This window comes from Paracoccus sp. MBLB3053 (genome assembly GCF_031822435.1).
GTDB lineage: Bacteria > Pseudomonadota > Alphaproteobacteria > Rhodobacterales > Rhodobacteraceae > Paracoccus > Paracoccus aurantius.
On sequence record NZ_JAVQLW010000002.1, the window covers coordinates 326,504 to 348,287 of the forward strand.

21 protein-coding genes are annotated in these 21,784 nt (G+C 62.3%); 11 read left to right on the forward strand and 10 right to left on the reverse strand.

From position 1 onward, the window contains the following. Together RGQ15_RS15705 and RGQ15_RS15710 are read left to right on the forward strand one after the other, a co-directional pair. Entirely contained in the window at positions 1 to 1,275 is a 1,275-nt protein-coding gene (locus RGQ15_RS15705) for a TRAP transporter large permease (protein ID WP_311161505.1), read from the forward strand. 38 nt (positions 1,276 to 1,313) lie between these two features. Next, complete coding sequence (locus RGQ15_RS15710) at positions 1,314 to 2,558, forward strand: Zn-dependent hydrolase (RefSeq protein ID WP_311161506.1); 1,245 nt, start codon at positions 1,314 to 1,316, stop codon at positions 2,556 to 2,558. 52 nt (positions 2,559 to 2,610) lie between these two features. Here the strand turns inward: RGQ15_RS15710 and RGQ15_RS15715 are convergent, their stop codons facing one another. The 6 genes from RGQ15_RS15715 to RGQ15_RS15740 form a co-directional block, all read right to left on the reverse strand. Further along, positions 2,611 to 3,546, reverse strand: a complete 936-nt coding sequence (locus RGQ15_RS15715; RefSeq protein WP_311161508.1) for a LysR family transcriptional regulator — start codon at positions 3,544 to 3,546, stop codon at positions 2,611 to 2,613. 123 nt (positions 3,547 to 3,669) lie between these two features. Beyond that, positions 3,670 to 4,272, reverse strand: a complete 603-nt coding sequence (locus tag RGQ15_RS15720; protein ID WP_311161509.1) for an RraA family protein — start codon at positions 4,270 to 4,272, stop codon at positions 3,670 to 3,672. A 151-nt stretch (positions 4,273 to 4,423) separates the two neighbouring features. Further along, a complete protein-coding gene (locus RGQ15_RS15725) occupies positions 4,424 to 5,686 on the reverse strand; it encodes an NAD(P)/FAD-dependent oxidoreductase (protein ID WP_311161511.1) in 1,263 nt (420 codons plus the stop codon). Continuing rightward, a complete protein-coding gene (locus tag RGQ15_RS22395) occupies positions 5,676 to 5,807 on the reverse strand; it encodes a DUF1127 domain-containing protein (protein ID WP_409201346.1) in 132 nt (43 codons plus the stop codon). Before RGQ15_RS22395 ends, RGQ15_RS15725 begins: the two co-directional genes overlap by 11 nt. Before the next feature lie 428 nt (positions 5,808 to 6,235). Continuing rightward, complete coding sequence (locus RGQ15_RS15735) at positions 6,236 to 7,675, reverse strand: cryptochrome/photolyase family protein (protein WP_311161515.1); 1,440 nt, start codon at positions 7,673 to 7,675, stop codon at positions 6,236 to 6,238. A gap of 83 nt (positions 7,676 to 7,758) precedes the next feature. Continuing rightward, positions 7,759 to 8,076, reverse strand: coding sequence for an ArsR/SmtB family transcription factor (locus tag RGQ15_RS15740; RefSeq protein WP_311161517.1), 318 nt, complete (start codon positions 8,074 to 8,076; stop codon positions 7,759 to 7,761). A gap of 87 nt (positions 8,077 to 8,163) precedes the next feature. On the opposite strand from RGQ15_RS15740, the gene RGQ15_RS15745 reads away from it, so the two are divergent. Genes RGQ15_RS15745 through RGQ15_RS15755 form a run of 3 tightly spaced genes read left to right on the forward strand, consistent with a single transcriptional unit; the run spans position 8,164 to position 9,973 of the window. After that, complete coding sequence (locus RGQ15_RS15745; protein WP_311161519.1) at positions 8,164 to 8,619, forward strand: YeeE/YedE family protein; 456 nt, start codon at positions 8,164 to 8,166, stop codon at positions 8,617 to 8,619. Further along, complete coding sequence (locus tag RGQ15_RS15750; protein WP_311161520.1) at positions 8,619 to 9,059, forward strand: DUF6691 family protein; 441 nt, start codon at positions 8,619 to 8,621, stop codon at positions 9,057 to 9,059. Before RGQ15_RS15745 ends, RGQ15_RS15750 begins: the two co-directional genes overlap by 1 nt. Next, positions 9,056 to 9,973, forward strand: a complete 918-nt coding sequence (locus RGQ15_RS15755) for an MBL fold metallo-hydrolase (protein WP_311161521.1) — start codon at positions 9,056 to 9,058, stop codon at positions 9,971 to 9,973. Before RGQ15_RS15750 ends, RGQ15_RS15755 begins: the two co-directional genes overlap by 4 nt. A gap of 218 nt (positions 9,974 to 10,191) precedes the next feature. Here RGQ15_RS15755 and RGQ15_RS15760 read toward each other — a convergent pair whose 3' ends face one another. Together RGQ15_RS15760 and RGQ15_RS15765 are read right to left on the reverse strand one after the other, a co-directional pair. Continuing rightward, on the reverse strand, positions 10,192 to 11,442 hold the full coding sequence (locus RGQ15_RS15760; RefSeq protein ID WP_311161522.1) for an MFS transporter: 1,251 nt from the start codon (positions 11,440 to 11,442) through the stop codon (positions 10,192 to 10,194). Positions 11,443 to 11,641: 199 nt separating this feature from the next. Further along, positions 11,642 to 12,532, reverse strand: coding sequence for a LysR family transcriptional regulator (locus RGQ15_RS15765; protein WP_311161523.1), 891 nt, complete (start codon positions 12,530 to 12,532; stop codon positions 11,642 to 11,644). Positions 12,533 to 12,635: 103 nt separating this feature from the next. On the opposite strand from RGQ15_RS15765, the gene RGQ15_RS15770 reads away from it, so the two are divergent. Beyond that, complete coding sequence (locus tag RGQ15_RS15770) at positions 12,636 to 12,995, forward strand: cupin domain-containing protein (protein WP_311161524.1); 360 nt, start codon at positions 12,636 to 12,638, stop codon at positions 12,993 to 12,995. Between the two features lie 30 nt (positions 12,996 to 13,025). Beyond that, entirely contained in the window at positions 13,026 to 14,420 is a 1,395-nt protein-coding gene (locus RGQ15_RS15775) for an NAD(P)/FAD-dependent oxidoreductase (RefSeq protein ID WP_311161525.1), read from the forward strand. A 139-nt stretch (positions 14,421 to 14,559) separates the two neighbouring features. Here RGQ15_RS15775 and speB read toward each other — a convergent pair whose 3' ends face one another. Further along, positions 14,560 to 15,510: an agmatinase gene (speB, locus tag RGQ15_RS15780; RefSeq protein WP_311161526.1), complete on the reverse strand. Its 951-nt coding sequence runs from the start codon at positions 15,508 to 15,510 to the stop codon at positions 14,560 to 14,562. A gap of 267 nt (positions 15,511 to 15,777) precedes the next feature. Between speB and RGQ15_RS15785 the strand changes: the two genes are divergently transcribed. Further along, entirely contained in the window at positions 15,778 to 17,229 is a 1,452-nt protein-coding gene (locus RGQ15_RS15785) for an aldehyde dehydrogenase family protein (protein WP_311161527.1), read from the forward strand. A gap of 91 nt (positions 17,230 to 17,320) precedes the next feature. Further along, positions 17,321 to 18,292, forward strand: coding sequence for a LysR family transcriptional regulator (locus RGQ15_RS15790; RefSeq protein ID WP_311161528.1), 972 nt, complete (start codon positions 17,321 to 17,323; stop codon positions 18,290 to 18,292). Here the strand turns inward: RGQ15_RS15790 and RGQ15_RS15795 are convergent, their stop codons facing one another. Beyond that, positions 18,293 to 18,865 (reverse strand): cupin domain-containing protein, encoded by a 573-nt coding sequence (locus RGQ15_RS15795; RefSeq protein WP_311161529.1) that lies wholly within the window; start codon positions 18,863 to 18,865, stop codon positions 18,293 to 18,295. It abuts the gene before it with no gap. A gap of 142 nt (positions 18,866 to 19,007) precedes the next feature. Between RGQ15_RS15795 and RGQ15_RS15800 the strand changes: the two genes are divergently transcribed. Further along, the gene (locus tag RGQ15_RS15800) at positions 19,008 to 20,285 is read left to right on the forward strand and encodes a 4-aminobutyrate--2-oxoglutarate transaminase (RefSeq protein WP_311161532.1); all 1,278 of its coding nucleotides are present in this window, start codon (positions 19,008 to 19,010) and stop codon (positions 20,283 to 20,285) included. After that, the gene (locus tag RGQ15_RS15805; RefSeq protein ID WP_311161534.1) at positions 20,285 to 21,751 is read left to right on the forward strand and encodes an NAD-dependent succinate-semialdehyde dehydrogenase; all 1,467 of its coding nucleotides are present in this window, start codon (positions 20,285 to 20,287) and stop codon (positions 21,749 to 21,751) included. Before RGQ15_RS15800 ends, RGQ15_RS15805 begins: the two co-directional genes overlap by 1 nt. Positions 21,752 to 21,784: the final 33 nt, after the last annotated feature.

Genomic DNA, 21,784 nt, shown 5'->3' on the forward strand with positions numbered 1-21,784 from the left:
ATGGAACTTGCGCTGCTTCTTGGCGCCTTCGTTTTCCTTGTCCTGATCGACGCTCCGATTGCCGTGGCACTTGGGCTCGCATCGGTTCTTTATCTGGCGGTGGCCGATCTGGCCCCCATGATGGTTGTCGCACAACGCATGATCGCGGGGATCGACAGTTTCACCCTGCTTGCCATTCCTTTGTTCCTTATGGCGGGAATGCTGATGGTGCAGGGCGGGCTTGCGCCGCGGATCGTCAACCTCTGCTCGGCGCTGGTCGGGCGCAGCACGGGCGGCCTTGCCATCGTGATGATCGCGGCCTGCATGCTGTTCGGATCGCTATCTGGCTCGGGTGTGGCCGATGTCGTGGCCATCGGCACGATGATGTTGCCCGCCATGAAGGAACGCGGCTATCACCCGGGCTTTTCTTCGGCAGCGCTTGGCTGCGCCGGCTCGCTTGGGACGGTCATTCCGCCTTCGATCGTTCTGATCGTCTATGGCACCGCAACCAACACCTCGATCGGCCAACTTTTCATCGGCGCGATCATACCCGGCCTGATGCTCGGGCTCTCGCTGATGGCGGTCGCATGGTGGATCTCGCGCAAGCATGGCTGGCGTGGTGGCGAGCCTATGACCCGAGCCGCGATCGGGCGTGCGTTTCTTGCCGCCATTCCGGCCCTCATCGCTCCGCTGATCATCGTCGGGGGCATTCGTGCGGGCATCTTCACACCGACCGAGGCCGCCGGAACGGGTGTGGTCTATGCCCTGATCGTGGGCGGGCTTTTCTATCGCAGCCTCACCTGGGATGGCATCAAGAACATCCTGCGGGATACGACCGAGATGACGGGCTCCATCCTGTTGGTGATTGCTTCGGCCTCGGTCTTCGGTTGGATCCTGGCCGCTGAACAGGTGCCCCAGCTGGCTGTGAATGGCATCCTTGCGCTGACCGACAGCGCCCTGATTGCCTTGCTGCTCATCATGCTGGTGGTTCTGTTGCTGGGTACCTTCATGGAGTCGCTGGCGATCATCCTGATCCTTGCGCCCGTGTTCCTGCCCGTCCTGAGCGCTTACCAGATCGACCCGGTTTATTTCGGCATCCTGCTCTGCATCAACCTGGCCATCGGGGCGAACACTCCTCCGCTGGGCATCGATCTGATGGCAGCCTGCCGGACTGCCGGTATCCCGATATCAGCTGCCTTCCGCCATCTTCTGCCGTTCCTCGGCGCAATGGTCGCGGTCCTGCTGCTGCTGGTTATTTTCCCGCAGATCATCACGTCCGTAACCGGCACGCGCTGACCTGTCCGAACAGAAATAGAAATGAATGAGGTGATGAGATGAGTTTCTCAGCAGAGACTCGTGCCGACCTGTCGCGCTTCTGGTCCACCATCGAAAGCTCTGCCCAGATCGGGCAGGGGCGTCCCGGCGGCCTGTCGCGCCTGACTCTGGGCGATGCAGATCGCGAGATGCGCGATCTGTTCGCAGGCTGGTGTCGCGCAGCGGGGCTTGCGGTCGAAATCGACGACATGGGCAACATCTTCGGTCGCAGGGACGGTCTGGACAACAGCCTTCCGCCCATCCTGATCGGCAGTCACCTCGACACGCAGATCAACGGTGGACGCTTTGACGGCATCGCCGGGGTCCTGGCGGGGCTGGAGGTCGTGCGCAGCCTGAACGACGCGGGGCACATCACGCGCCGCCCGATCGTGATCGTGGACTGGACGAACGAGGAGGGCGCGCGCTTCTCGCCCCCGATGGTCGCTTCGGGTGTGTTCGTTGGTCGTTACGATGTCGAATGGGCGCATGACCTGATTGCCGATGACGGCGCACGCTTCGGCAATGAGCTTGACCGGATCGGCTACAAGGGCGAACTGCCCTGCAAGGCCGGTGAGATCGACGCCTATTTCGAACTGCATATCGAACAGGGCCCGATCCTTGATGCCGAAAAGCGGCAGGTCGGCGTGGTGACCGGCGGCTACCCCAGCCACGGCATGCGGGTGATGTTCCGGGGCGAGACCGCCCATACCGGGCCGACGCCCATGGATCTGCGTCAAAACGCGCTGGTTGCGGGCGCCCGCTGGCTTACGGCCGTTGACGATATCGGCTGGGAGTTTGCGGTGCTAGATGGCAAGGCGACGGGTTCGCGGCTGGCGGCTTGGCCGAACAAGCCGGGCATCCTTTCTGAATCCGCGCAATGCGTGGCCGATGTCCGCCATCCCGACCCCATCACCGCGCGTGTGATGGCCGAAAAGATGCGCCGCGCCGCGCATGCTGCTGCCGCGATGGCGGGCTGCTCGGTCGAGGTCGAGGATGAATGGACCTGGGGCGGGGACATCTTTGATGCGGAACTTGTCGGCCTCATCCGGAATGAGGCGGTCTCTCAGGGCTGGAACTGGCGAGATATCCAGTCGCAGGCCGGGCATGACGCCTATCACATGGCGATGCACTGCCCTTCGGCGATGATCTTCACGCCATGCAAGGGCGGTATCACCCATAACAATGCCGAGAACTGCGACCCGGGAGACTTTGTCGCCGGGCTCAACATGCTTCTGCATGCGGTCGTCAAACGCGCTGATCGCTGAACATTGGGCGGAATGGTGGCGAAGCCTTCGGGCTTCGCCGCACCCTGCAAGGTCAGACCATGTCGGGATAGAGCTTGAGAAGTTCGTCGAGCAGATCGACAAATTTCTGTTCCGGAACGGTCAATTGATCCAGCGCGTGATAGACAAGGAAAACATCTGCGCCCAGCGGCTGATCGATCAGCCGCAGCGGCCAGAGCCGTCCTTCATCGACCGCCTCGACAGCGGTGATGACCGGCAGGATCCCGATGCCGAGGCCTGCGATGATCATGCGCTTGATTTCGGCAAGGTCATGACTTGAACCGCTGATCCGGCGGCCCAGGCTCAGCCCGTCACGCAGCATGACCATCGGTTCAAGCCCAAGTCCCTCGGTCGCACAGCTGAAGGTGACGAAGGGCTCTTGCGCAAGTTCGCGCAGCTCGACTTCATCGCGACCGAACAGCCGGTGCTCGGCTCCGCAGAAAACTCCGAACTCCTCTCGGAAAAGGTGACGGCATTCAAGATTGATCATCGGCTTGGTCAGCAGGCAGATCCCGATCCCGGTCTTTTCCTGCGTGATCTGGCGAACCGTTTCCAGCGAGTTCTGCACCGAAATGCGCCAACTGATAGACGGATAGCGCTGATGGAACAATCGGAGCGCCTCGTCGATCATCGGCGATTGCAACCCACTGATGATGTTAAGCCGCAACTCGCCGAACTCCTCGTCGTTCCGGTCCTCGGCCAGAACGCCGATCCGGTCGACACCACGAAAGATCTCGGCACATTCCTGATAAATCTTTTCGCCGCGCAGCGTCAGCGCGAAATGGCGGCTGCCTCGAAACAAGAGCTGGCAACCAAGCTGCTCTTCGAGCTTCTGCAATGCCAGGCTGACTGAGGGTTGGCTCATGTTGAGCCGCCGAGCCGCGCGGGTGATGCCCCCTTCTTCGGCAATCACGAAGAAGCTGCGAAGCAGGTTCCAGTTCAGATCACCAATGGCCGGCTTTGTGGGCATGAAAATTCCGTTCGCAGTCTGAGGCAGCTCAGGACAAAAAACACCGCTTTGATCCATAGGCAATGCCTATTCGCCCGCTCCCCCGTGTTTGCGCTCGTCTGCTTTCCCAAGCCAAGGTGCAGTTCAACCGCGCAAGGAAAGCGTGATCTCCCTGAGGGTTTCACCCTGCTTCAGGCGTTGCAGGATGTCGCGGTCCTGCACCTGAATGCGGAGGGCCTTTTCGACCAGCTTGTCGACTTCCGCAGGGTCGAGAACGACAACACCGCTTTCATCGGCCAGAATGATGTCGCCCTTGGCCACGGTTGCGCCGCCACAACTGATCAGCCCGCCGACCTCGCCTGACAGCCGCTTGTTCCGGGTGGTCATCGGAGAACGGCCGCGGCACCAGATCGGCAATCCAAGTTCGATCAGGGCCGATTGGTCGGCCACGAAGCCGTCGATGACGACACCGGCAATGCCTCGCTCTTGCGCGGCCTGACCGGCGATTTCCCCGAAACATGAGTGGCGCAGATCGCCGCATCGGTCGATCACCAGAACCTCGCCCGGCCGGGCAATCGAAAGGGCCTCGATCAACGCCGCATCGTCGATCCCCGGCATTCTGACGGTAAGGGCAGGGCCATGAACCCTCTGGCCCCGAACGAATGCCTGGATCGTGGGCGCCATGAACCCTGACCCAAGGAAGCGACCAAGCGTGGCCGTCGCGATCTGGTTAAGGTCAGCGGTCATTTGGCCCTTGTCCTTCGTTGATCCGGTGGGCAGCCCATCCATGGGCGCAAGGCTGCGGTATTCTGTCGGTCATCGAAATTTCTTGCGCCGTTTGCTTATGCAATCTTAGCAACCGGAATGTGGCCGCCCCACTGAAAGCGGCCCGCTTGCCTTATTCGAACGATAGGCTGGGACTATGTATCGCGTTCCGGTCTATCGCGCTTCCTTCCAGCCGCGAACGAGCTGTTGTCGCTCTGCACATGCCTGATACCGGCAGCGGTGCTGAAGAACGCGATGAACATACGGCTGCGACGCGCGAGGCAATGACCGTCGACTGTTCGGCACGAATGCAGGAATGGAGCGTCCCGTGGAGTGCCTTTAGCCCGGAGATGTTCCAATCAAAGCTCGCGATCTGCTGCGTCGTCTCAAAGACGGGAACGGCCGCGGCATGGCGGGTATCATGGTACGATCCGAGCCCTTCCTGGCCGAGACAGGTTCTGGCCAAGGCCTCCGCATCCAGAAGCGCGTCGGTGATCCCATGGGCGGTGATCGGATCCTTGTAGCAGGCCGCATCTCCGACAAGAGCCCAGCCTTTTCCTGCTCGCCTGCGCATCAGACCCGGAGCCCCGTTGAACCGTCGAAGCCGCTCGGCCGGTCCGGCAAGAAGCTGTTCGGCCCAAACCGGACGGAAACCGCCAAAGGTTGCGGTCAGGCCATCAAGAGGTTCCGCGCCGAACTTCTCGCGATAGTCGGACGGCCGGCAGGACGCATAGACGCAATACAACCCGTCATTGGTGGGGATAACCCCCGCCGCCACTCCCTTGCCGAAGCACCAATGATGTCCATCCGTGGGAAGATTCTGGAAATATCCGTAGATCGTCGCCGAGCGCGAAGCCGAACGTGCCAGGACTTCTGCGCCAAGCATCTCTGCCAGCCCGGAATCGCGACCGTCGGCACCAATCACAAGGCCAGCCGTAACAGCCCGTTCCCTGCCAGTAGCATCGCCGAGGACCAGCCCGGCAATTCGGTCGTTCCGCCAGACGCAGGCCTCTGCCGTCGTGCCGGTTGCCAGATCGGCCCCCGCCGCGACGGCCGCATCAAGAAGCGTCCAATTCAGCGACCGACGGCGTGGGGCGATCAGTCCTTCTACCATCGCAGTGGGTCTGACCGGGATCGGGATTGTCTCGGATGCGTATTGGAAGCGGATCTGGCTGATCAAAGGCGCACCCTGGTCCAGCAACGTGTCCATGAGACCCCAGCGCGCCAGAAGTTCGACCGCAGGTCGGGTAAGCGCGTGGGTCGAAAGTTGCTCGCCCATCAAGGCCTGCCGTTCGGCGATCAGGACACGCGCGCCGGCCCTGGCCAGCAGCAAGGCAGACGCTGCGCCCGCCACCCCGCCGCCGATGACTACGGCGTCATAGACACTACGCGCCATCACGCTTTCCCCTGATCGATGCATCCAGCGTGAGGCCGAGCCGACCGCGATCAAGCCCGATATCCTTTAGCAGACGCTTATCCATCTGCGACAACAGGATCACGTCCTGACGCCTCCGCATGGAACTGCGGACCCCTTCCAGCAGGAAAAAACGCGGCATTTCTTGCCGGGGGAAGGAGGATTCTGGACGCATTTCTAGTGTCGCAGACATCGTCGTATATCCTTATGGCACGGCGGGTCATTTCCGTCAGACGCAGAATAGCGCCTTGCACGTGCGAAGACTTTCGGATGGGCTGCGGGGCGGCTGAGGAATATATGAAGAAAGCCTGAAGATTTCCGCCCTACACCTGCGAAACAGGGTTCGGCACGAGCGGGCCGCGCGTCGCCTGTCCATGCGATTCGGAAGCGAAAGAGCATCATCTTCCTGTCCGAGGACGAGCGCGACAGGGGCCACCACCGTTCGCTCGTCGCCTTGTCGCCTTGCAGGGTAACTGACTGGCGTGCGCGGATCGTGTCGGATGTGCCCTATGCCAAGGGACGGCTTCCGAATCAACGCCTTGGCGCGCCCTCCTTGAACTCTTCGAATGCAGCAAGAGCTTGTTTTCTGGCCTCGTCCAGTCCGCCGCGCTCGCGCCAATCTCGCGAAACCTGCCAGGATGACGGCAGGCTGTCGAAATAGGCCATTGCCTCGTCGGTCGGCTTTCCCATCCACCCCGCCAACCAGCGACGGCGATAGCTGCCCTGGGGGTCGTATTGCGTGGCCTGTTTCTCAGGGTTGAATATCCGGAAGAACGGCGAGGCATCTGGCCCGCAGCCCGCGACCCATTGCCAGTTCATCGCATTCGAGGCCGGGTCCCAATCGGTGAGGCTTTCGGCGAAATGGCTCATGCCAAGTCGCCAATCGGTCAAAAGATGCTTTGTCAGATAACTTGCGACCACCATCCGCACACGATTGTGCATACGCCCCGTCACGCGCATTTCGCGCATGCCCGCATCGACGAGGGCGATCCCGGTTTCAGCACGCGTCCACCGCTCGAGGCTGGTATTGGATCTGCGCCAGGGAAACGCGCTCCACTCGGACCGCCAGGGCGATCTGTCCATTTGCGGAAAGTCGATGAAGAGATGCCAAGCGAACTCACGCCAGATCAACTCGGACAGAAACTTGCCGATGCCGTCTGCCTTCGAGGCTTCACGCTCCATCCGGTCGCGCGCCATGGCCCAGACGGTTCGCGGGCTGATCTCGCCCAGTGCGAGATGTTCGGACAGGCCCGAGGTTGCATCCAGATCAGGCCGGTCCCGATCTGCATCATAGGAGGTGGCATGATCCAGAAACTCATCCAACCGCGCAAAGGCGGCGGCCTCTCCCGCTGGCAGGGCAAACCTCTCGAGCACTTCGGCACCGCCATGCATGTCCGGGGCAAGCTGCAATTCAGCAAGGGCCAGGCCCGAGGGCGGCTTACTGAATGCGACAATCGCTTCGGGCGCAGCGGCCGCAGGGCGGTCGACGCCGACAGCGCGAAGGGCGCGCGCAAAGGGCGTGTAGACGCGGTAGACACCGCCTTGCGCTGTGCGAACGTTCCCGGGATGGGTCAGCAGGAAGCCCGGATGCAGGATCAACCGGGCGCCGAGCGGTGTCAGCGCGTTTCGGACCCGGTCCTGTGCATCCCGCATCCCGGGCGCGGGCCAGTCGCTCTGGTGAACCGACTTGGCCCCCGTCAGGCGGACCAGATCGGGAAGCACCTGCTCGGCCTCGCCCCGCAGGACCAGAAGCCCAGAACCTCGGGTCCGGCGCCGCAGCTCTGCATCCAGCGAACACAGCCCCCGCTGAAGCCGCCAGCGGCTTGCCGCCCCCTGCCTTTCGACCTGCCCGTCTATGACGAAGACAGCAAGCAGCGGCCCGTCGTCAATGGCTGCGCGCAAGGCGGGATTGTCGGAAAGGCGCAGGTCGCGCGCGAGCCACAGAATGCCGGCCTTGCCTTTTGAAGTCACCTTTCCGTCCGTCCTTTCAAACGTCTTTGGACCTTTGTCCGGCCATCAACGCGCAAGCCGGGCCGAGGTTCACTTCGCAAGCTTCAGACCGTCTTGCAAAATGCATCGTAAAGCGCGGTCATCAACACCTCGAGATCGGGGTCGCTGATCCGGTAATGGATCGTCTGTCCTTCACGCCGGGTATCGACCATTCCCGCCTCGCGCAGCTTGGCCAGATGTTGGCTAAGTGCGGACTGGCTCAGACCCACAGCCTCCTGAAGCGCGCTCACAGATCTCTCACCCTTTGCCAGTTCGCACAGGATAAGCAACCGCTTGGCATTCGCGACAAGAGCGAGGCGAGATGCGACGTAATCGGCGCGGACCTGAAGGGCGGCGGAGGCGGTGTCGGGATTCATTGCCATCACATTAGCATTGACTAATTTATTAATATCTAATATATCAAGCTTCGGCCGACCATACAAGCTCGGCGCGTTAACAGAGGTTGCAGCATGAATGAAACCCTGACCGAATTCACGCCCTGGGCCTCTCTCGCCGGAGGTGTCTTGATCGGGCTGAGCGCTGTGATGGTGATGGCCGTGTTCGGCCGCATCGCCGGTATATCCGGGATCACGAACGGGGTCATCGGATCGGTACTGCCGATGGGTCCGGTCCCGAAGGATCGCGACTGGCGGATCTTTTTCCTGCTTGGACTGATCGCCGCCCCGATCGTGATCCTCGTCGCCGGGGGGACGGTTTCGCAAACCGCGCCGGACAATCCGGTCCGCATGCTGCTTGCCGGTCTGCTTGTCGGCTTCGGAACCGCCATCGGCTCGGGCTGCACTTCGGGTCACGGGGTCTGCGGACTTGCAAGGCTGTCGCCGCGTTCATTGCTGGCCGTCCTGACCTTCATGGCCACGGGCTTCGCAACCGTATTCATCATGCGTCACGTTCTGGGGGTAGGCTGATGCGTTCTTTCATGGGCTTCCTGAGCGGGTTGCTTTTTGGCCTTGGACTGGTCGTCTCTGGCATGTCCAATCCCGCAAAGGTTCTGAACTTCCTGGACCTGGCCGGTAGCTGGGACCCAAGTCTCGCCTTCGTCATGGGGGGCGCAATGGTGACGACCTTCATCGGCTATCGGCTGAGTTGGCGGCGCAGCGCCCCAGCCCTTGCGACAAGTTTCGACATTCCGAATTCGAGGCTGATCGACCGTCCACTGATTGCCGGTGCGGCATTGTTCGGCATCGGCTGGGGGATTGGCGGTTTCTGCCCTGGCCCGGCATGGACCGCGCTGCCTCTGATGGCGACCGGGACGCTCATCTTCGTTCCCGCAATGCTGATCGGCCTGTGGCTTGGTGTCCGGGCCAAGGCACAAGGCCTCTTTGCCTCGGAAGGAGCCATGCGATGACCAATTTGAAACTCGAGCAACCCGTCGTTCGTCATTCGCCCTCGACCGGAAACGGCAGCCCGGATGTCTGGGGCATTTATGAGCCGGATACCGGCTCGATCCAGTATATCTGCGCCGATCCGACCACAAAAAAGGCCGCGCTGATTGACGTCGTGTGGAATTTCGACCCCAGGAATTACCGCTTTACCACCGACAGCATGGACCAGGTGCTTGATCTGGTGAAGGCCGAGGGTTTGACGGTCGAATGGGTGCTCGACACCCACCCTCATGCCGATCACGTCATGGCCTCGGCCAAGCTGAAAGAGCGCACGGGCGCACCCAATGCCATTGGCGAAAAGATTGCGGAAATCTCCGGCATCTGGGCCGATATCTACAATCTGCCTGACGCCTTCGACCCCAAGCGCGATTTTGACAGGCTCTTTGCCGAAGGCGAAGTCTTTCAGCTCGGCGATCTGGACGTTCGCGTCATGCTTTCTCCCGGACATACGCTGGGTTCGGTAACCTATGTCTGCGGCGACGCGGCCTTTACGCATGACACGTTGATGCAACCTGACGTCGGCACCTCGCGCGCCGATTTTCCGGGGGGCAATTCGGCCGAGCTTTGGCAATCGATCCAAACGATCCTGGCACTTCCCCCCAGCACCCGCCTTTTCGTCGGTCATGATTACGGAACGAAGGATCGGGATCAGCCGATGTGGGAGGCGACCGTGGCCGAACACCGGGCCAACAACCGCCATGTCAAGGACGGCACCGAGCGAGACGAATGGATCAGGATCCGAGACGAACGCGACGCCACGCTGCCTCTTCCTGACCGCATTCTGGCAGCCTTGCAGATCAACCTGCGCGGCGGTCGTCTTCCGCAAGCCGAGGATGATGGGCATTCCTATCTGAAACTGCCCGCAAACCGGTTCTAAGCCAGCCGGGCATTCTCGTGCAGCAGGTGCCTAGCCCGGAATTGAGCGATGGAACCGTCTGCTGATCCGGGAATGAGGCGGCGCTATGACCTTAAGACGCCGCTGGTCGCGTCCACAAGAGACGCGACCAGTTTACGCAATGCAGCCTCACCGTGCTGGTGGCGCATCAAATGCGCCACGAGGCAGGCGAAAACATGCGATGGATCACGCGCTGGCATTCAACTCGCGACAGCTGCACGCCGATTGATCAGGGGAATCATGATCATTGGCGCCAGGGCCAGCACGGTCATGACTGCCGAAATCCAGATTGCTCCGGTGAAGTCTCCGTGGCTGCCGACATAAGCTGCGGCAAGGGCAGGACCGGCAGCCGTGCCAATCAGGTTGGTGAACTGTCCAAAGGCAACCACGGTGCCGGAATGGTCAAGCTCCGACTGGATGGTCAGGAAATAGGGGAAGACGATCGCCCATGCGACCGTGAAGATCAGCGTACCGACGATGTAGCCGACCTCACTCGGGAAGGCCATGAAGATGTACATGGACAAGAGCTGGCCCAGAATGCCGCCGATCAGCGGGACAAAATGGCCCAGGCGGTTGCCAAGCCAGATCACACCCAATGCGGCGATACCCGCGATGATATTGGCATAGGCGATGATGTCCCCGATCGCCAGCACGTCCAGACCTGCCAGATGGCCGATGCCTTCCGAATAGGCCCAGACCGCACCGTTCGAAGCGCCATAGATCATCATGCCGATGATCGACAGGGCGGCGGGACCACGCAGAAGAAGCATCCATTCGGTCTGCTCGGGCTTCGTGCCATCCGCCTTGCAAAGATCGTCCTGCAAGCGGAATGCACCCACGGCCGGCGCAAGGATCAGCGCCAGCGCGATCAGGGCTACCTGGCCGATCTGCATGGCGTTGAAGCCCAGCGGCGAGGCATCGAGAATGCGTGGAAAGAAATAGGCCCCAAGGCCCGGGTAGATGAACTGGAAGCAGGTGAAGATCGCAAAGGCGCGCTCGGAATGGTGGGTCCGGGCCAGCGCGGCAGCAACGGCCGCCTGGGTCAACCCGCCGCCGAAGCCTGCGATCAGCGTGAGCGCGAAGAAGGTTGTCGAATCGTGGAAAAACATCGTCAGCGCGGTAAAGATCAGCATGATCGCCATGCCGAAAACCGAAACTCGGGCCATCGACCAGTGCTTCGTACGAAGCGAAACCAAGATCGTCGCCATCGCGAGCCCCATGAGGGCAGCTGATGAGATGCGCCCCGCAGTGTCGGGGCCAAAGCCCAGATGTGCGTCATAGGCGTAGACAAGGACCGGAAGCAGCATTAGCGGCGAAAGTGCGATCGAACCCACGAAGCCGGTCAGGATCTGGGACGCCCAGCCATCGGGATTCAGGCCTGACAGTCCGCGTTGCGTCTGGGCGCCAGCGCCTGCACCGTGGGAAAGAATCTTGTCGAGGCGCCCGATCATCGTTGCCCCTGTCGCGAAACAGGTTGCGTCCGGTCTGCGTGCAATCTCAGCGCGCGGCGACATGCGACTTTCGATCCAAGCTCATTGCGAGCGTTTGTCATTGTTTCCCCCTTGTTCTCTGTTGGTCGGGGAAAACTATCTTGCGACATAACGCCGTCATATAAGGCGGCAGGAACGCAAAGATTGATTGGTTCAAATGTTAAAGATGGGCTTCCGCCAGCACGTCGCGGACATAGGCAATGCTCTTGGAAAGCTTGCCTCCCCGGTTCGCCATCTCGATCCGCGCAACGAAATCGTCATCGGTGATCGGCAAATGGCGCAGCCGCCCCTCTGTCACAAGACGTTCCGCCAGATGCGCCGGCAGCAGGCCCAGATAGGCCCCCGAAAGGATCATGAGCAATTGCGCCTCGATGTCGAAAACGATCCGGTCCGACTCGACGCGCTGAAAGCTCAGCTGCCTTCTGCCGCTCCAGTATCCGCGATGCACCCAGGCCTGAGCGTAGCAAAGATCGCGGTCGATCTGATCGGCCGGCAGGTCGAAAAGGGGGCTTCCCACGCCGCAATAGAGCTGGTTGGGCTCGCGGTAGAGATCGGCATAATCGAGGATCCCAAGACGTGAGTCGAACCCACCAATTCCTATATCCAGCGTATTTCTGGATAGCGCCGCGGTCATGTCGCCCGGCCTCATGATGCCCAGTTCTATCTCAACCATGGGGGCTTCGCGGGCGACGCGGGCCAGAACCTGGGGTAGGCGGCAAGTGGGATCGGTTGCGACACAATCGACGATCCCGATCCTGACCGTGCCGCTGAGTGCGCCGCGCAACTGGCTAAGCCGCCGCGATTGGGCTTCGAGCCCGCCCAGCACTTCAAGCCCTATTTCATGGACGATGCGCCCCTTTTCCGTCAGGGCAAATCCACGCCTGCCGCGTTCGCAAAGCTTGACGCCAAGCCGCTGCTCAAGCGCGGTCAGGTGATTTGAAATCGTTGGCTGGCTCAAGGACAATTCGACCTGAGCAGCGGACAGCCCATTATTACGGACGACGCTATCGAAAACGCGGAAAAGGTGCAGGTCTGAACCAGAAATCTTCATCCCGCATTCATTTCACCAAATCTATCGATTGGCAATTGCGCATTTACCCTTGCAGCCCCCATTTCCTAACTGCGGGCAAGGTTTAAGACGAACAGAGGTCATCATGTCGAACATCATCCGCATCACCGCTCAGGGTATCTCGACCGAAGAGCTGAGCCACTGCGCAGCAGTTCCGCCCGAGGCCGTCATCCTGGGCGAGGCGCGTGAGACGGGCGCCGTCCATTTCGGCTCGGACAAAGTGACGATCGGCACCTGGGAATGCACGCCCTATGCCGAAATCCTCGCCTATCCAAACGCGACCGAATACACGACCGTGCTGTCGGGTCGCGTCGCGATCACAGATGCGGACGGCTCGGTTCAGGAATTCGGCCCCGGCGAAAGCTATGTGCTGAAAAGCGGTTTCGAGGGGCGGTTCGAGGTTCTGGAAACCCTTCGCAAGATCTATGTCCTGATCGAGGACTGATCGCGACGAGACCGAAGAGACGAGGCCAAGATGCAGACCCGCTCAGACAAGGCGCTTGCCGACACGACCTTTTTTCCGTTCTGGCTGGATCGTCCCGACGCCCCGGCGGCCAGCGCTCCTCTGGTCGGCGCCACCACGGCCGATCTGGTTGTCGTGGGCGGCGGTTTTACCGGGCTTTGGGCCGCCATCCAAGCCAAGGAGGCCGATCCTTCGCGCGATGTCGTTCTGATCGAAGCGGACCGCATCGCGCATGGCGCCTCGGGGCGGCCGGGCGGCATTGTCTCGACCTCGGTCATGCACGGGCTGGGGAATGCGCAACGCATTTTCCCCAAAGATCTGAACGCACTCGAGGCACTTGGCCATGACAACATGGCCGGGTTCCAGGACACGATCGAGCGGCACGCAATTGATGCCGATCTCGAATGGACCGGCGAGATGACGGTTGCCGTGTCAAAGGATGCACTCCCTGCCGTGCGCGAGGAATATGACCTGCATCGCGAACATGGCCATGACGTCGAAATGCTGGACGCGGCTCAAACCCGCGAACAGTTGAACTCACCCCTTTTCGAAGGGGCGTTGTGGTCACGCAAGGCCAGCGGGATTGTCCACCCCGCGCGCCTTGCCTGGGGCCTCCGCCGGGCGGCGATCGCCCTTGGAGTGCGAGTCCACGAACTGACCCCGATGAGCAGCATCGACGATCAGGGCATGACCTTGCTGATCAGGACCGGGAATGGTGAAATACGTGCGCCGCGCGTGATGCTGTGCACCAACGCCTTCGCCGCTGGGCATCGGCGCATCCGCACGCGCGTCGCGATGGTCCGCGACCGGATCCTGACGACCGAACCCCTGAACGCCGAGCAGAAGGCAGCAATCGGCTGGGCGAACCGCCAGGGCGTCTATGACACGCGCACCCAGTTGAACTACATGCGCCTGACGCCAGATGATCGTATCCTTTTCGGAGGGCGCCTGGGTTATTTCGCACATAGCCCCCGCGACCCCGCCGAGGATCTTACGCCCGCGCCCTATGGTCGCTTGGCCGAAGCCTTTTTCCAGACCTTCCCACAGCTTGAGGGGATCGGCTTTTCGCATGCCTGGAGCGGCCCGATCGCGCTGACAACGCGCATGGCCGTGCATTTCCAGACCTATTATGGCGGAAAGGCGGTCTATGCTGGCGGCTATTCGGGCTTTGGCGTCTCGGCCAGCCGCTTTGGCGCACGCGTGGGATTGGCCAAGCTGATGGGACAGGACCTGCCGGAAACGCGGATGGAATTCGCCGCGACCGAACCCAACTGGATCCCGCCCGAGCCGTTCCGCGCCATCGGCGCAAAGATCACCATGGCGGCGCTTGATGGCGCCGATGCCAAGGGTGGCTGGCGACGGCCCTGGCTTTCGATGGTGGGCAAGCTGGGCTTCCCGCTGTCCTGATCGGTCAGATTGGCAGTTCCGTGAGGCCAGCCCAGCCAATGCCGACGGGACTGGCCTTTCCTTTGTTTCGACAGAGACAAAACGAAAGGCGCGGCCGAAGCCGCGCCTCATCGTTGAACCTAGGCCTATGGCTGCCCGGTCAACGGCGCTTCACCCCCGGAAGGGCGCAAAGCATTTCGTAAAGGAAGTTTGCGGCGATCACGGCGGTGTTCCCGGCCGGGTCATAGGGCGGCGAGACCTCGACCAGATCGCAGCCGACAAGGTTCAGCCCGGCGCAGCCACGGATGATCTCAAGCCCCTGTATCGTCGTCAGACCGCCGACCTCGACAGTTCCCGTGCCCGGCGCGAAGGCCGGATCAAGGCTGTCGATGTCATAGGTGAGATAGACCGGCGCGTCACCGATTTCCTCGCGAATCTTTGCCATCAGGGGTGCGAGGCTCTTGTGCCAGCATTCCTCGGCGGGAATGACGGTCCAGCCCTTGTCACTGCCCCATTCAAAATCTTCGGGCGAATAGCCCGACCCGCGCAGGCCGATCTGGTAGACCTTGTCGTTGATCAGGCAACCGTCCTCCCAAGCGCGGCGGAAGGGGCAGCCATGCGCTTCGCGTTCGCCGAACATGTGCTCGTTGGTGTCGGAATGCGCGTCGACATGGATCAGCGCGACCGGGCCGTACTTTTCGCGGATGGCCCGCAGGATCGGCCAGGTCAGAGTGTGGTCACCGCCCAGCGTCAGCGGGATGACATCATGGCTCAGCACTTCGCGGTAATGCTCGGTGATGATGTCGACCGACTTCTTCAGATCGAAGGTGTTGATCGGAACGTCGCCGATATCGGCGACCTGCAGGCTATCGAAGGGCGCGGCCCCCGTGGCCATGTTATAGGGCCGGATCATCCGGCTTTCGTCGCGGATCTGACGTGGCCCGAGGCGGGTGCCGGGACGGTTCGAGGCGCCGATATCCATCGGAATGCCGATGAAAGCCGCGTCGAGCCCCGCCGCCGTCTCTTGCGAAGGCAGGCGCATCATCGTTGCTGGGCCGCCGAAACGGGGCATGGTATTCCCGCCAAGAGGTTGATTCAGATTGTCTTTCATGGGCGACGTACTCCTGCCTGCCTGATCGTTTCCGGTCAGAATAGGCCAGATTTTCACTTCGATAAAATCATTGCTGATCGAACCTTGCTTCGGGAAATTATGGAGTAACCCGGAGTGTGTTACCGGGCTCATCGTCCGATTCACTTCTTGATTGGTCGAAATGAAGATGGATAGATCATGATGTTTTCCAAACAACCGCCAAGGCATTGAATGAACTAGCCACGGGCGGCGACCGCCCGGCACGAAACGGAAAATACGAGATTTATGTTGGACAACGCCCTGCTTTCCCGCGACCGAACGGTTTTCCTCGATGGCGAATGGGTCAATGGCCGTGGCAAGCCGATCCGTTCGGTTGATCCCTCGACGGGCTCCGCGCTAACAGAGCTGAACGGCGCGCGCGCGGAAGACGTCTCGCTTGCAGCTGCGGCCGCGAGCCGTGCCTTCGGGTCGTGGCGCAGGCTTCCCGCAGCCAAGCGCGCCACCTATCTGCGCGGGTTCGCGGCAGGGCTGCTCGCGCGGAAGGAGACGCTTGTTGCGCTTCAGATGCTCAACAACGGCAAGCCGCGCATCGAGGCCGAGATCGATATCGATGACGCCGTTGCGACATTCGAATACTATGCCGGGCTCGCCGAGACGCTCGACGCGCGTCAGGATGGCATCATCGAATTGGCTGACCCGACCCTGAGTGGACGGACCAGGTTCGAACCTGTCGGCCCGGTTGCGCTGATCGTTCCCTGGAACTTTCCACTGGTCACAACCGCATGGAAGCTTGCTCCGGCGCTGGCAGCGGGTTGCACGGCGGTGCTGAAGCCGTCCGAGTTCACCACCCCGGCCGAGCTTGTCTATGGCGATATCGCGCTGGAGATCGGCCTGCCCGCAGGTGTGCTGAGCATTCTGCCCGGGGCCGGAGATGTCGGGGCCGCGATGACGACCGAGGCGCGCTTCCGCAAGATCAGCTTCACCGGATCGAATGCCACGGGCCGACGGGTCATGGCTGCCGCCGCAGAACGTTCGCTGCCGGTATCCCTTGAACTGGGGGGCAAGTCTCCGATCGTCATCATGGAAGATGCCGATGTCGCGCAGGCAATCGAAATCGCCGCGCTGGGGATCTTCTTCAATGCCGGGCAAATGTGTTCGGCGACCTCGCGGCTGATCGTCGCGGACAAGATCGCCGATGACGTGATCGCAGGCCTGCGCCGCCATGTCGCGGGCATGGTTGTCGCCGGTCACGAGGATTCCGCCGCCGAAATGGGGCCGCTGACCACGGCGGCACAACGTGACAAGGTGCTCGAGTACCTGCTGCGAGCCCGGCATGACGGGCTCGATTGCCTGGCGGGCGGGGCTTCGACGGGACGCGAAGGAGGCTTCTTCGTCGAACCGAGCATTTACACCGATGTTCCGACCGACCATCCGATCTGGCGCGAAGAGATCTTTGGCCCGGTACTGGCCATTCGCCGCGCCGCCTCGGAAGACGAGGCGCTGACCCTCGCCAATGACAGCGATTTCGGCCTGGCCGCGACCGTTGTCGGCGGCGAACGCGCCGATGATCTGGCCAATCGGATCGACGCGGGCCATGTCTGGGTGAACTCTCCCCAGATCATCTTTCCAAACACCGCCTGGGGAGGTTTCAAGGCCAGCGGCATCGGGCGCGAGCTCGGGCCCTGGGGTCTGGCCGCATATTCCGGCGTCAAGCACGTCACCTCTCGGGTTGGGGCCTGACTCGTTCGGCAAAACACCGCCGCACGGTCTTTGCGTCGCGCGGCGGTGGGTTTAGATGGGGATGAACGCAATTCCACGAAATTCCCGAGCCATGACTGATACTGACCCTCGGACCAGAACCACCCCCACCGCGGCACGCAGAAGCAAGAGCCGGGGTGCCATCCCCGTCGAAAGCGCCGATATCCGGTTGATCCGCATCTTTCTGCGGGTTGTCGAGGCAGGCGGGCTTTCGGCCGCGCAGTCCGAATTGAACCTGGCGCTGTCGAGCATTTCCGAAAAGATTTCGGCGCTTGAGGCGCGATACGGGCTCAAGCTGTGCAAGCGTGGTCGCAGCGGCTTTTCCCTGACCCCGGCAGGCGAGGATTTCTACAAGGAGGCGCAGCGGTTGCTGGGCTCGCTTGACCAGTTCTCGAACCGGGTTGCGGGGTTCAGTTCGCAAATGCCGCGCAGCCTTGCTGTCGGGCTGGTCGACACGATCATCTCGGACCCGCTTTGTCCCGTCTCGCGCGCGGTCGCGAAATTTGCCGAGGCCGCTCCTTCGGTCCACCTGGAGATCGCGACCCTTTCACCCGGAGAACTGTTGCGCGAAGTGATCGGTCAAAAGGTCGATCTCGCGGTCGGCAGCTTCCCGCGTGCGGCGATGGGGCTCGATTATCTCAGCCTGCATGACGAACAGCACAACCTTTATTGCGCTTGCACTCATCAACTGTTCGACATGCCCGACCCACAGATCGGGATCGACAGCATTCGCGAACATCGTATCATCGCCCGCAGCTACTGGGCGTCTCGCGATATCCGGGTCTTTGCCATATCCGCACCACATGCCACGGTCAGCAACATGGAAGCCGAAGCGCACCTGATCTTGTCAGGGGCCTATCTGGGCTACTTGCCGGACCACTACGCCGCGAAATTCCCAGGCCAGTTGCGCGCGATCCGCCCGGATCTCTTTTCCTATGTGGCGAAGTTCCAGGTCGCGGCGCGGCAGGACTGGCAATCCCGTCAGGCCACCCGCGCCTTCATCGAAGCCTTGCAGGAAGCCAGTAGCGAGTTGCGAGCGCGCTGATCAGAAAGTCGGCGGCGTGCAGGCGCTGACGATGACGCAGGGCTCGGCCCCGACCTGGCGGAAGCGATGCGGCTTGCGGCTGTCGAAGTAATAGCCGTCGCCAGGGCCGAGGATGCGGCGCTCTTCGCCCACGGTGATCTCGATCTTGCCCGAGATGACGATGCCGCCCTCTTCGCCCTCGTGGCGATACATCACCCGCCCGGTATCCGCGCCCGGCTCGTAGCGCTCGTGCAGGATGGTCATGGCGCGGCCGAACTGGCTGTTGCCGACCCGTTTCAGCGAGAGTTTCCCCTTGCCGATCTCGGGCAGGTCCGAGGCCTGGTAGAAGATCACCTGCTCGGGCTCGGGCTCGAAGGCGAAGAACTCGGACAGGCTTACCGGGATGCCGTCGAGGATGCGCCGGAGCGCGCCGACCGAGGGGTTCATCTTGTCCGCCTCGACCAGCGAGATGGTCGCATTGGTGACATTGGCGCGCTTGGCCAGGGCGCGTTGCGACAGGCCGGCGCGCTCGCGCAGGATTCGCAGCCGCTCGCCCAGGCGCAGATCGCCGAGTTCGGTGTTTAGGTCGTTCATGATCGTTAACAGTCCGGCAGTCACTCGATAAATTTCAACGCGTTGCGCAGAGCAAGAATTAGACTGTAAAAACCATTTTGAACAGGGCATCTGCGAGGACAACCGGGCGAAAATCAGCCCCGGACCTTTCAGGAGGCATCACATGCTCAACGCCGAAATCGCCGCCCGTCGCCAGACGACCATCGCCCGTGGCGTCGGAATGCAGACCCAGATCTATGCGGCCAAGGCCCGCAACGCCGAGGTCTGGGATGTCGAGGGCACCCGCTACATCGACTTCGCCGCCGGCATCGCCGTGGTCAATACCGGTCATTGCCACCCGAAGGTCATGGAAGCCGTCAAGACCCAGGTCGAGGCCTTCACCCATACCTGCCACCAGGTCCTGCCCTATGAGAATTACATCGCCCTCGGCGAGCGCCTGAACGCGCTGGTCCCCGGCGATTTCGACAAGCGCACCACCTTCGTCACCACCGGTGCCGAAGCCGTCGAGAACGCGATCAAGATCGCCCGCGCCCATACCGGCCGCAATGCCGTGATCGCCTTCGGCGGCGGCTTCCACGGCCGCACCTTCATGGGCATGTCGCTGACCGGCAAGGTCCAGCCCTACAAGGCCGGCTTCGGCGCGATGATGCCCGACGTCTTCCACGTGCCGTTTCCGATCGCGCTCTACGGCCAGTCGACCGCGGATGCGATGGCCGGCATCGAGAAGCTGTTCAAGGCCGATCTCGACCCGTCGCGCGTCGCCGCGATCATCTTCGAACCGGTCCAGGGCGAGGGCGGCTTCAACCCGGCCCCGACCGAATTCGTCCGCGCCATCCGCGAGCTTTGCGACAAGCATGGCATCGTGATGATCGCCGACGAGATCCAGACTGGCTTTGCCCGCACCGGCACGCTCTTCGCGATGGAGCAGCACGGCATCGCCGCCGACCTCGTGACCATGGCCAAGGGCCTTGCTGGCGGCCTGCCGCTGGCCGCCGTCACCGGCCGCGCCGAGATCATGGATGCGGCCAATCCCGGCGGTCTGGGCGGCACCTATGGCGGCAACCCGCTGGGTATCGCAGCGGCCCATGCCGTTCTCGACGTGATCGAGGAAGAAAACCTTTGCGCCCGTGCCAATGAGTTCGGCTCGCGCCTGCGTCAGCGTCTGGAATCGATCCGCGCCACCACCCCGGAACTGGCCGAAGTGCGCGGCCCCGGCATGATGGTCGCCGCCGAGTTCACCACCGCCGACGGCAAGGCGCCGAACGCGGACCTCGTGAACCGCATCCGCACCGAGGCGCTCAACCGCAAGCTGATCCTGCTGACCTGCGGCGTGAACGGCAACGTGATCCGCTTCCTCGCGCCGCTGACCATCGACGAAGGCCACTTCGCCGAGGCGCTGGACATCCTTGAGGAATCCATCACCGCTGCAAAGGCCGCATGATGCTGGACGACAAGCACATTCTGGATCTGAAAGATCCGAGCCTGCTGACCGGCAGCGCCTATATCAACGGTGCCCGCTTCAAGGGCGACAAGGTCTTCGCGGTGACGAACCCGGCCACCGGCGAGGAACTCGCCCAGGTCGCGAATATGGGGGTGGCCGAGCTTTCGGCCGCCATCGACGCCGCCCATGCCGCGCAAAAGCCCTGGGCCGCGCGCACCGGCAAGGATCGCGCCGCGATCCTGCGCCGCTGGCATGACCTGATCCTCGCCAATGTCGAGGACCTGGCGCAGATCCTGACCGCCGAGATGGGCAAGCCGCTGGCCGAGGCCAAGGGCGAGATCGCCTATGGCGCGGCCTATGTCGAATGGTTCGCCGAAGAGGCCAAGCGCGTCTATGGCGACACCATTCCGGGCCACATGCCGGACAAGCGCATCATCGTGCTGAAGCAGCCGGTCGGCGTCGTCGGTGCGATCACGCCCTGGAACTTCCCCAATGCCATGCTGGCACGCAAGATCGCCCCGGCTCTCGCGGCGGGCTGCACCATGGTCGCGCGCCCCTCGGAACTGACGCCGCTTTCGGCGCTGGCTCTGGGCGTTCTGGCCGAGCGCGCGGGCATCCCGGCAGGGGTCCTGAACATCGTTCCGGGTCTTGATGCGGCGGGCATGGGCGCCGAGCTTTGCGCCAACCCCAAGGTCGCCAAGATCTCGTTCACCGGCTCGACCCGCGTGGGCAAGATCCTGATGCGCCAGGGCGCCGAGACGATCAAGAAGCTGTCGCTGGAGCTCGGCGGCAACGCGCCCTTCATCGTCTTCGACGATGCCGATATCGATGCGGCGGTCGAGGGCGCGATGGTCGCCAAGTTCCGCAACAACGGGCAGACCTGCGTCTGCGCGAACCGCATCTACGTCCAGTCGGGCGTTTACGATGCCTTCGCCGAGAAACTCGCGGCCCGCGTCGCGGCGATGTCGGTCGGCAATGGCCTGACCGATCCAGTTCAGGTCGGCCCGTTGATCAACACCGCCGCTCTGGCCAAGGTCGAGGATCACATCGCCGACGCCCTTGCCCATGGCGCGACCGTCGCCACCGGCGGCGCGCGGCACGAGCTGGGCGGGACTTTCTTCCACCCGACCGTGCTGACCGGCATGACCCCCGAGATGAAGATCAGCCGTGAGGAGACCTTCGGTCCCGTCGCCCCGATCTACCGCTTCGAGACCGAGGACAAGGCGATCGCTCTGGCCAATGCCAGCGAATTCGGCCTCGCGGGCTATTTCTACGCCCGCGACCTGAGCCGCGTCTGGCGGGTGGCCGAGGCGCTCGAGACCGGCATGGTCGGCGTCAATACCGGCCTGATCTCGACCGAGGTCGCGCCCTTCGGCGGCATCAAGCAATCGGGCCTCGGCCGCGAGGGCAGCCATTACGGTCTCGATGACTATCTCGAGATCAAGTACATGTGCCTGTCGGTCTGACACGAAAACGCCGCCCTGCCGAGTTCGCTCGGC

Bases quoted from the DNA above. Each gene is read 5' to 3' on its own strand.
- RGQ15_RS15705 (WP_311161505.1), top strand. From the start codon at position 1: ATGGAACTTGCGCTGCTTCTTGGCGCCTTCGTTTTCCTTGTCCTGATC.
- RGQ15_RS15710 (WP_311161506.1), top strand. From the start codon at position 1,314: ATGAGTTTCTCAGCAGAGACTCGTGCCGACCTGTCGCGCTTCTGGTCC.
- RGQ15_RS15715 (WP_311161508.1), bottom strand. From the start codon at position 3,546: ATGCCCACAAAGCCGGCCATTGGTGATCTGAACTGGAACCTGCTTCGC.
- RGQ15_RS15720 (WP_311161509.1), bottom strand. From the start codon at position 4,272: ATGACCGCTGACCTTAACCAGATCGCGACGGCCACGCTTGGTCGCTTC.
- RGQ15_RS15725 (WP_311161511.1), bottom strand. From the start codon at position 5,686: ATGGCGCGTAGTGTCTATGACGCCGTAGTCATCGGCGGCGGGGTGGCG.
- RGQ15_RS22395 (WP_409201346.1), bottom strand. From the start codon at position 5,807: ATGCGGAGGCGTCAGGACGTGATCCTGTTGTCGCAGATGGATAAGCGT.
- RGQ15_RS15740 (WP_311161517.1), bottom strand. From the start codon at position 8,076: ATGGCAATGAATCCCGACACCGCCTCCGCCGCCCTTCAGGTCCGCGCC.
- RGQ15_RS15745 (WP_311161519.1), top strand. From the start codon at position 8,164: ATGAATGAAACCCTGACCGAATTCACGCCCTGGGCCTCTCTCGCCGGA.
- RGQ15_RS15750 (WP_311161520.1), top strand. From the start codon at position 8,619: ATGCGTTCTTTCATGGGCTTCCTGAGCGGGTTGCTTTTTGGCCTTGGA.
- RGQ15_RS15755 (WP_311161521.1), top strand. From the start codon at position 9,056: ATGACCAATTTGAAACTCGAGCAACCCGTCGTTCGTCATTCGCCCTCG.
- RGQ15_RS15760 (WP_311161522.1), bottom strand. From the start codon at position 11,442: ATGATCGGGCGCCTCGACAAGATTCTTTCCCACGGTGCAGGCGCTGGC.
- RGQ15_RS15765 (WP_311161523.1), bottom strand. From the start codon at position 12,532: ATGAAGATTTCTGGTTCAGACCTGCACCTTTTCCGCGTTTTCGATAGC.
- RGQ15_RS15770 (WP_311161524.1), top strand. From the start codon at position 12,636: ATGTCGAACATCATCCGCATCACCGCTCAGGGTATCTCGACCGAAGAG.
- RGQ15_RS15775 (WP_311161525.1), top strand. From the start codon at position 13,026: ATGCAGACCCGCTCAGACAAGGCGCTTGCCGACACGACCTTTTTTCCG.
- speB (WP_311161526.1), bottom strand. From the start codon at position 15,510: ATGAAAGACAATCTGAATCAACCTCTTGGCGGGAATACCATGCCCCGT.
- RGQ15_RS15790 (WP_311161528.1), top strand. From the start codon at position 17,321: ATGACTGATACTGACCCTCGGACCAGAACCACCCCCACCGCGGCACGC.
- RGQ15_RS15795 (WP_311161529.1), bottom strand. From the start codon at position 18,865: ATGAACGACCTAAACACCGAACTCGGCGATCTGCGCCTGGGCGAGCGG.
- RGQ15_RS15800 (WP_311161532.1), top strand. From the start codon at position 19,008: ATGCTCAACGCCGAAATCGCCGCCCGTCGCCAGACGACCATCGCCCGT.
- RGQ15_RS15805 (WP_311161534.1), top strand. From the start codon at position 20,285: ATGCTGGACGACAAGCACATTCTGGATCTGAAAGATCCGAGCCTGCTG.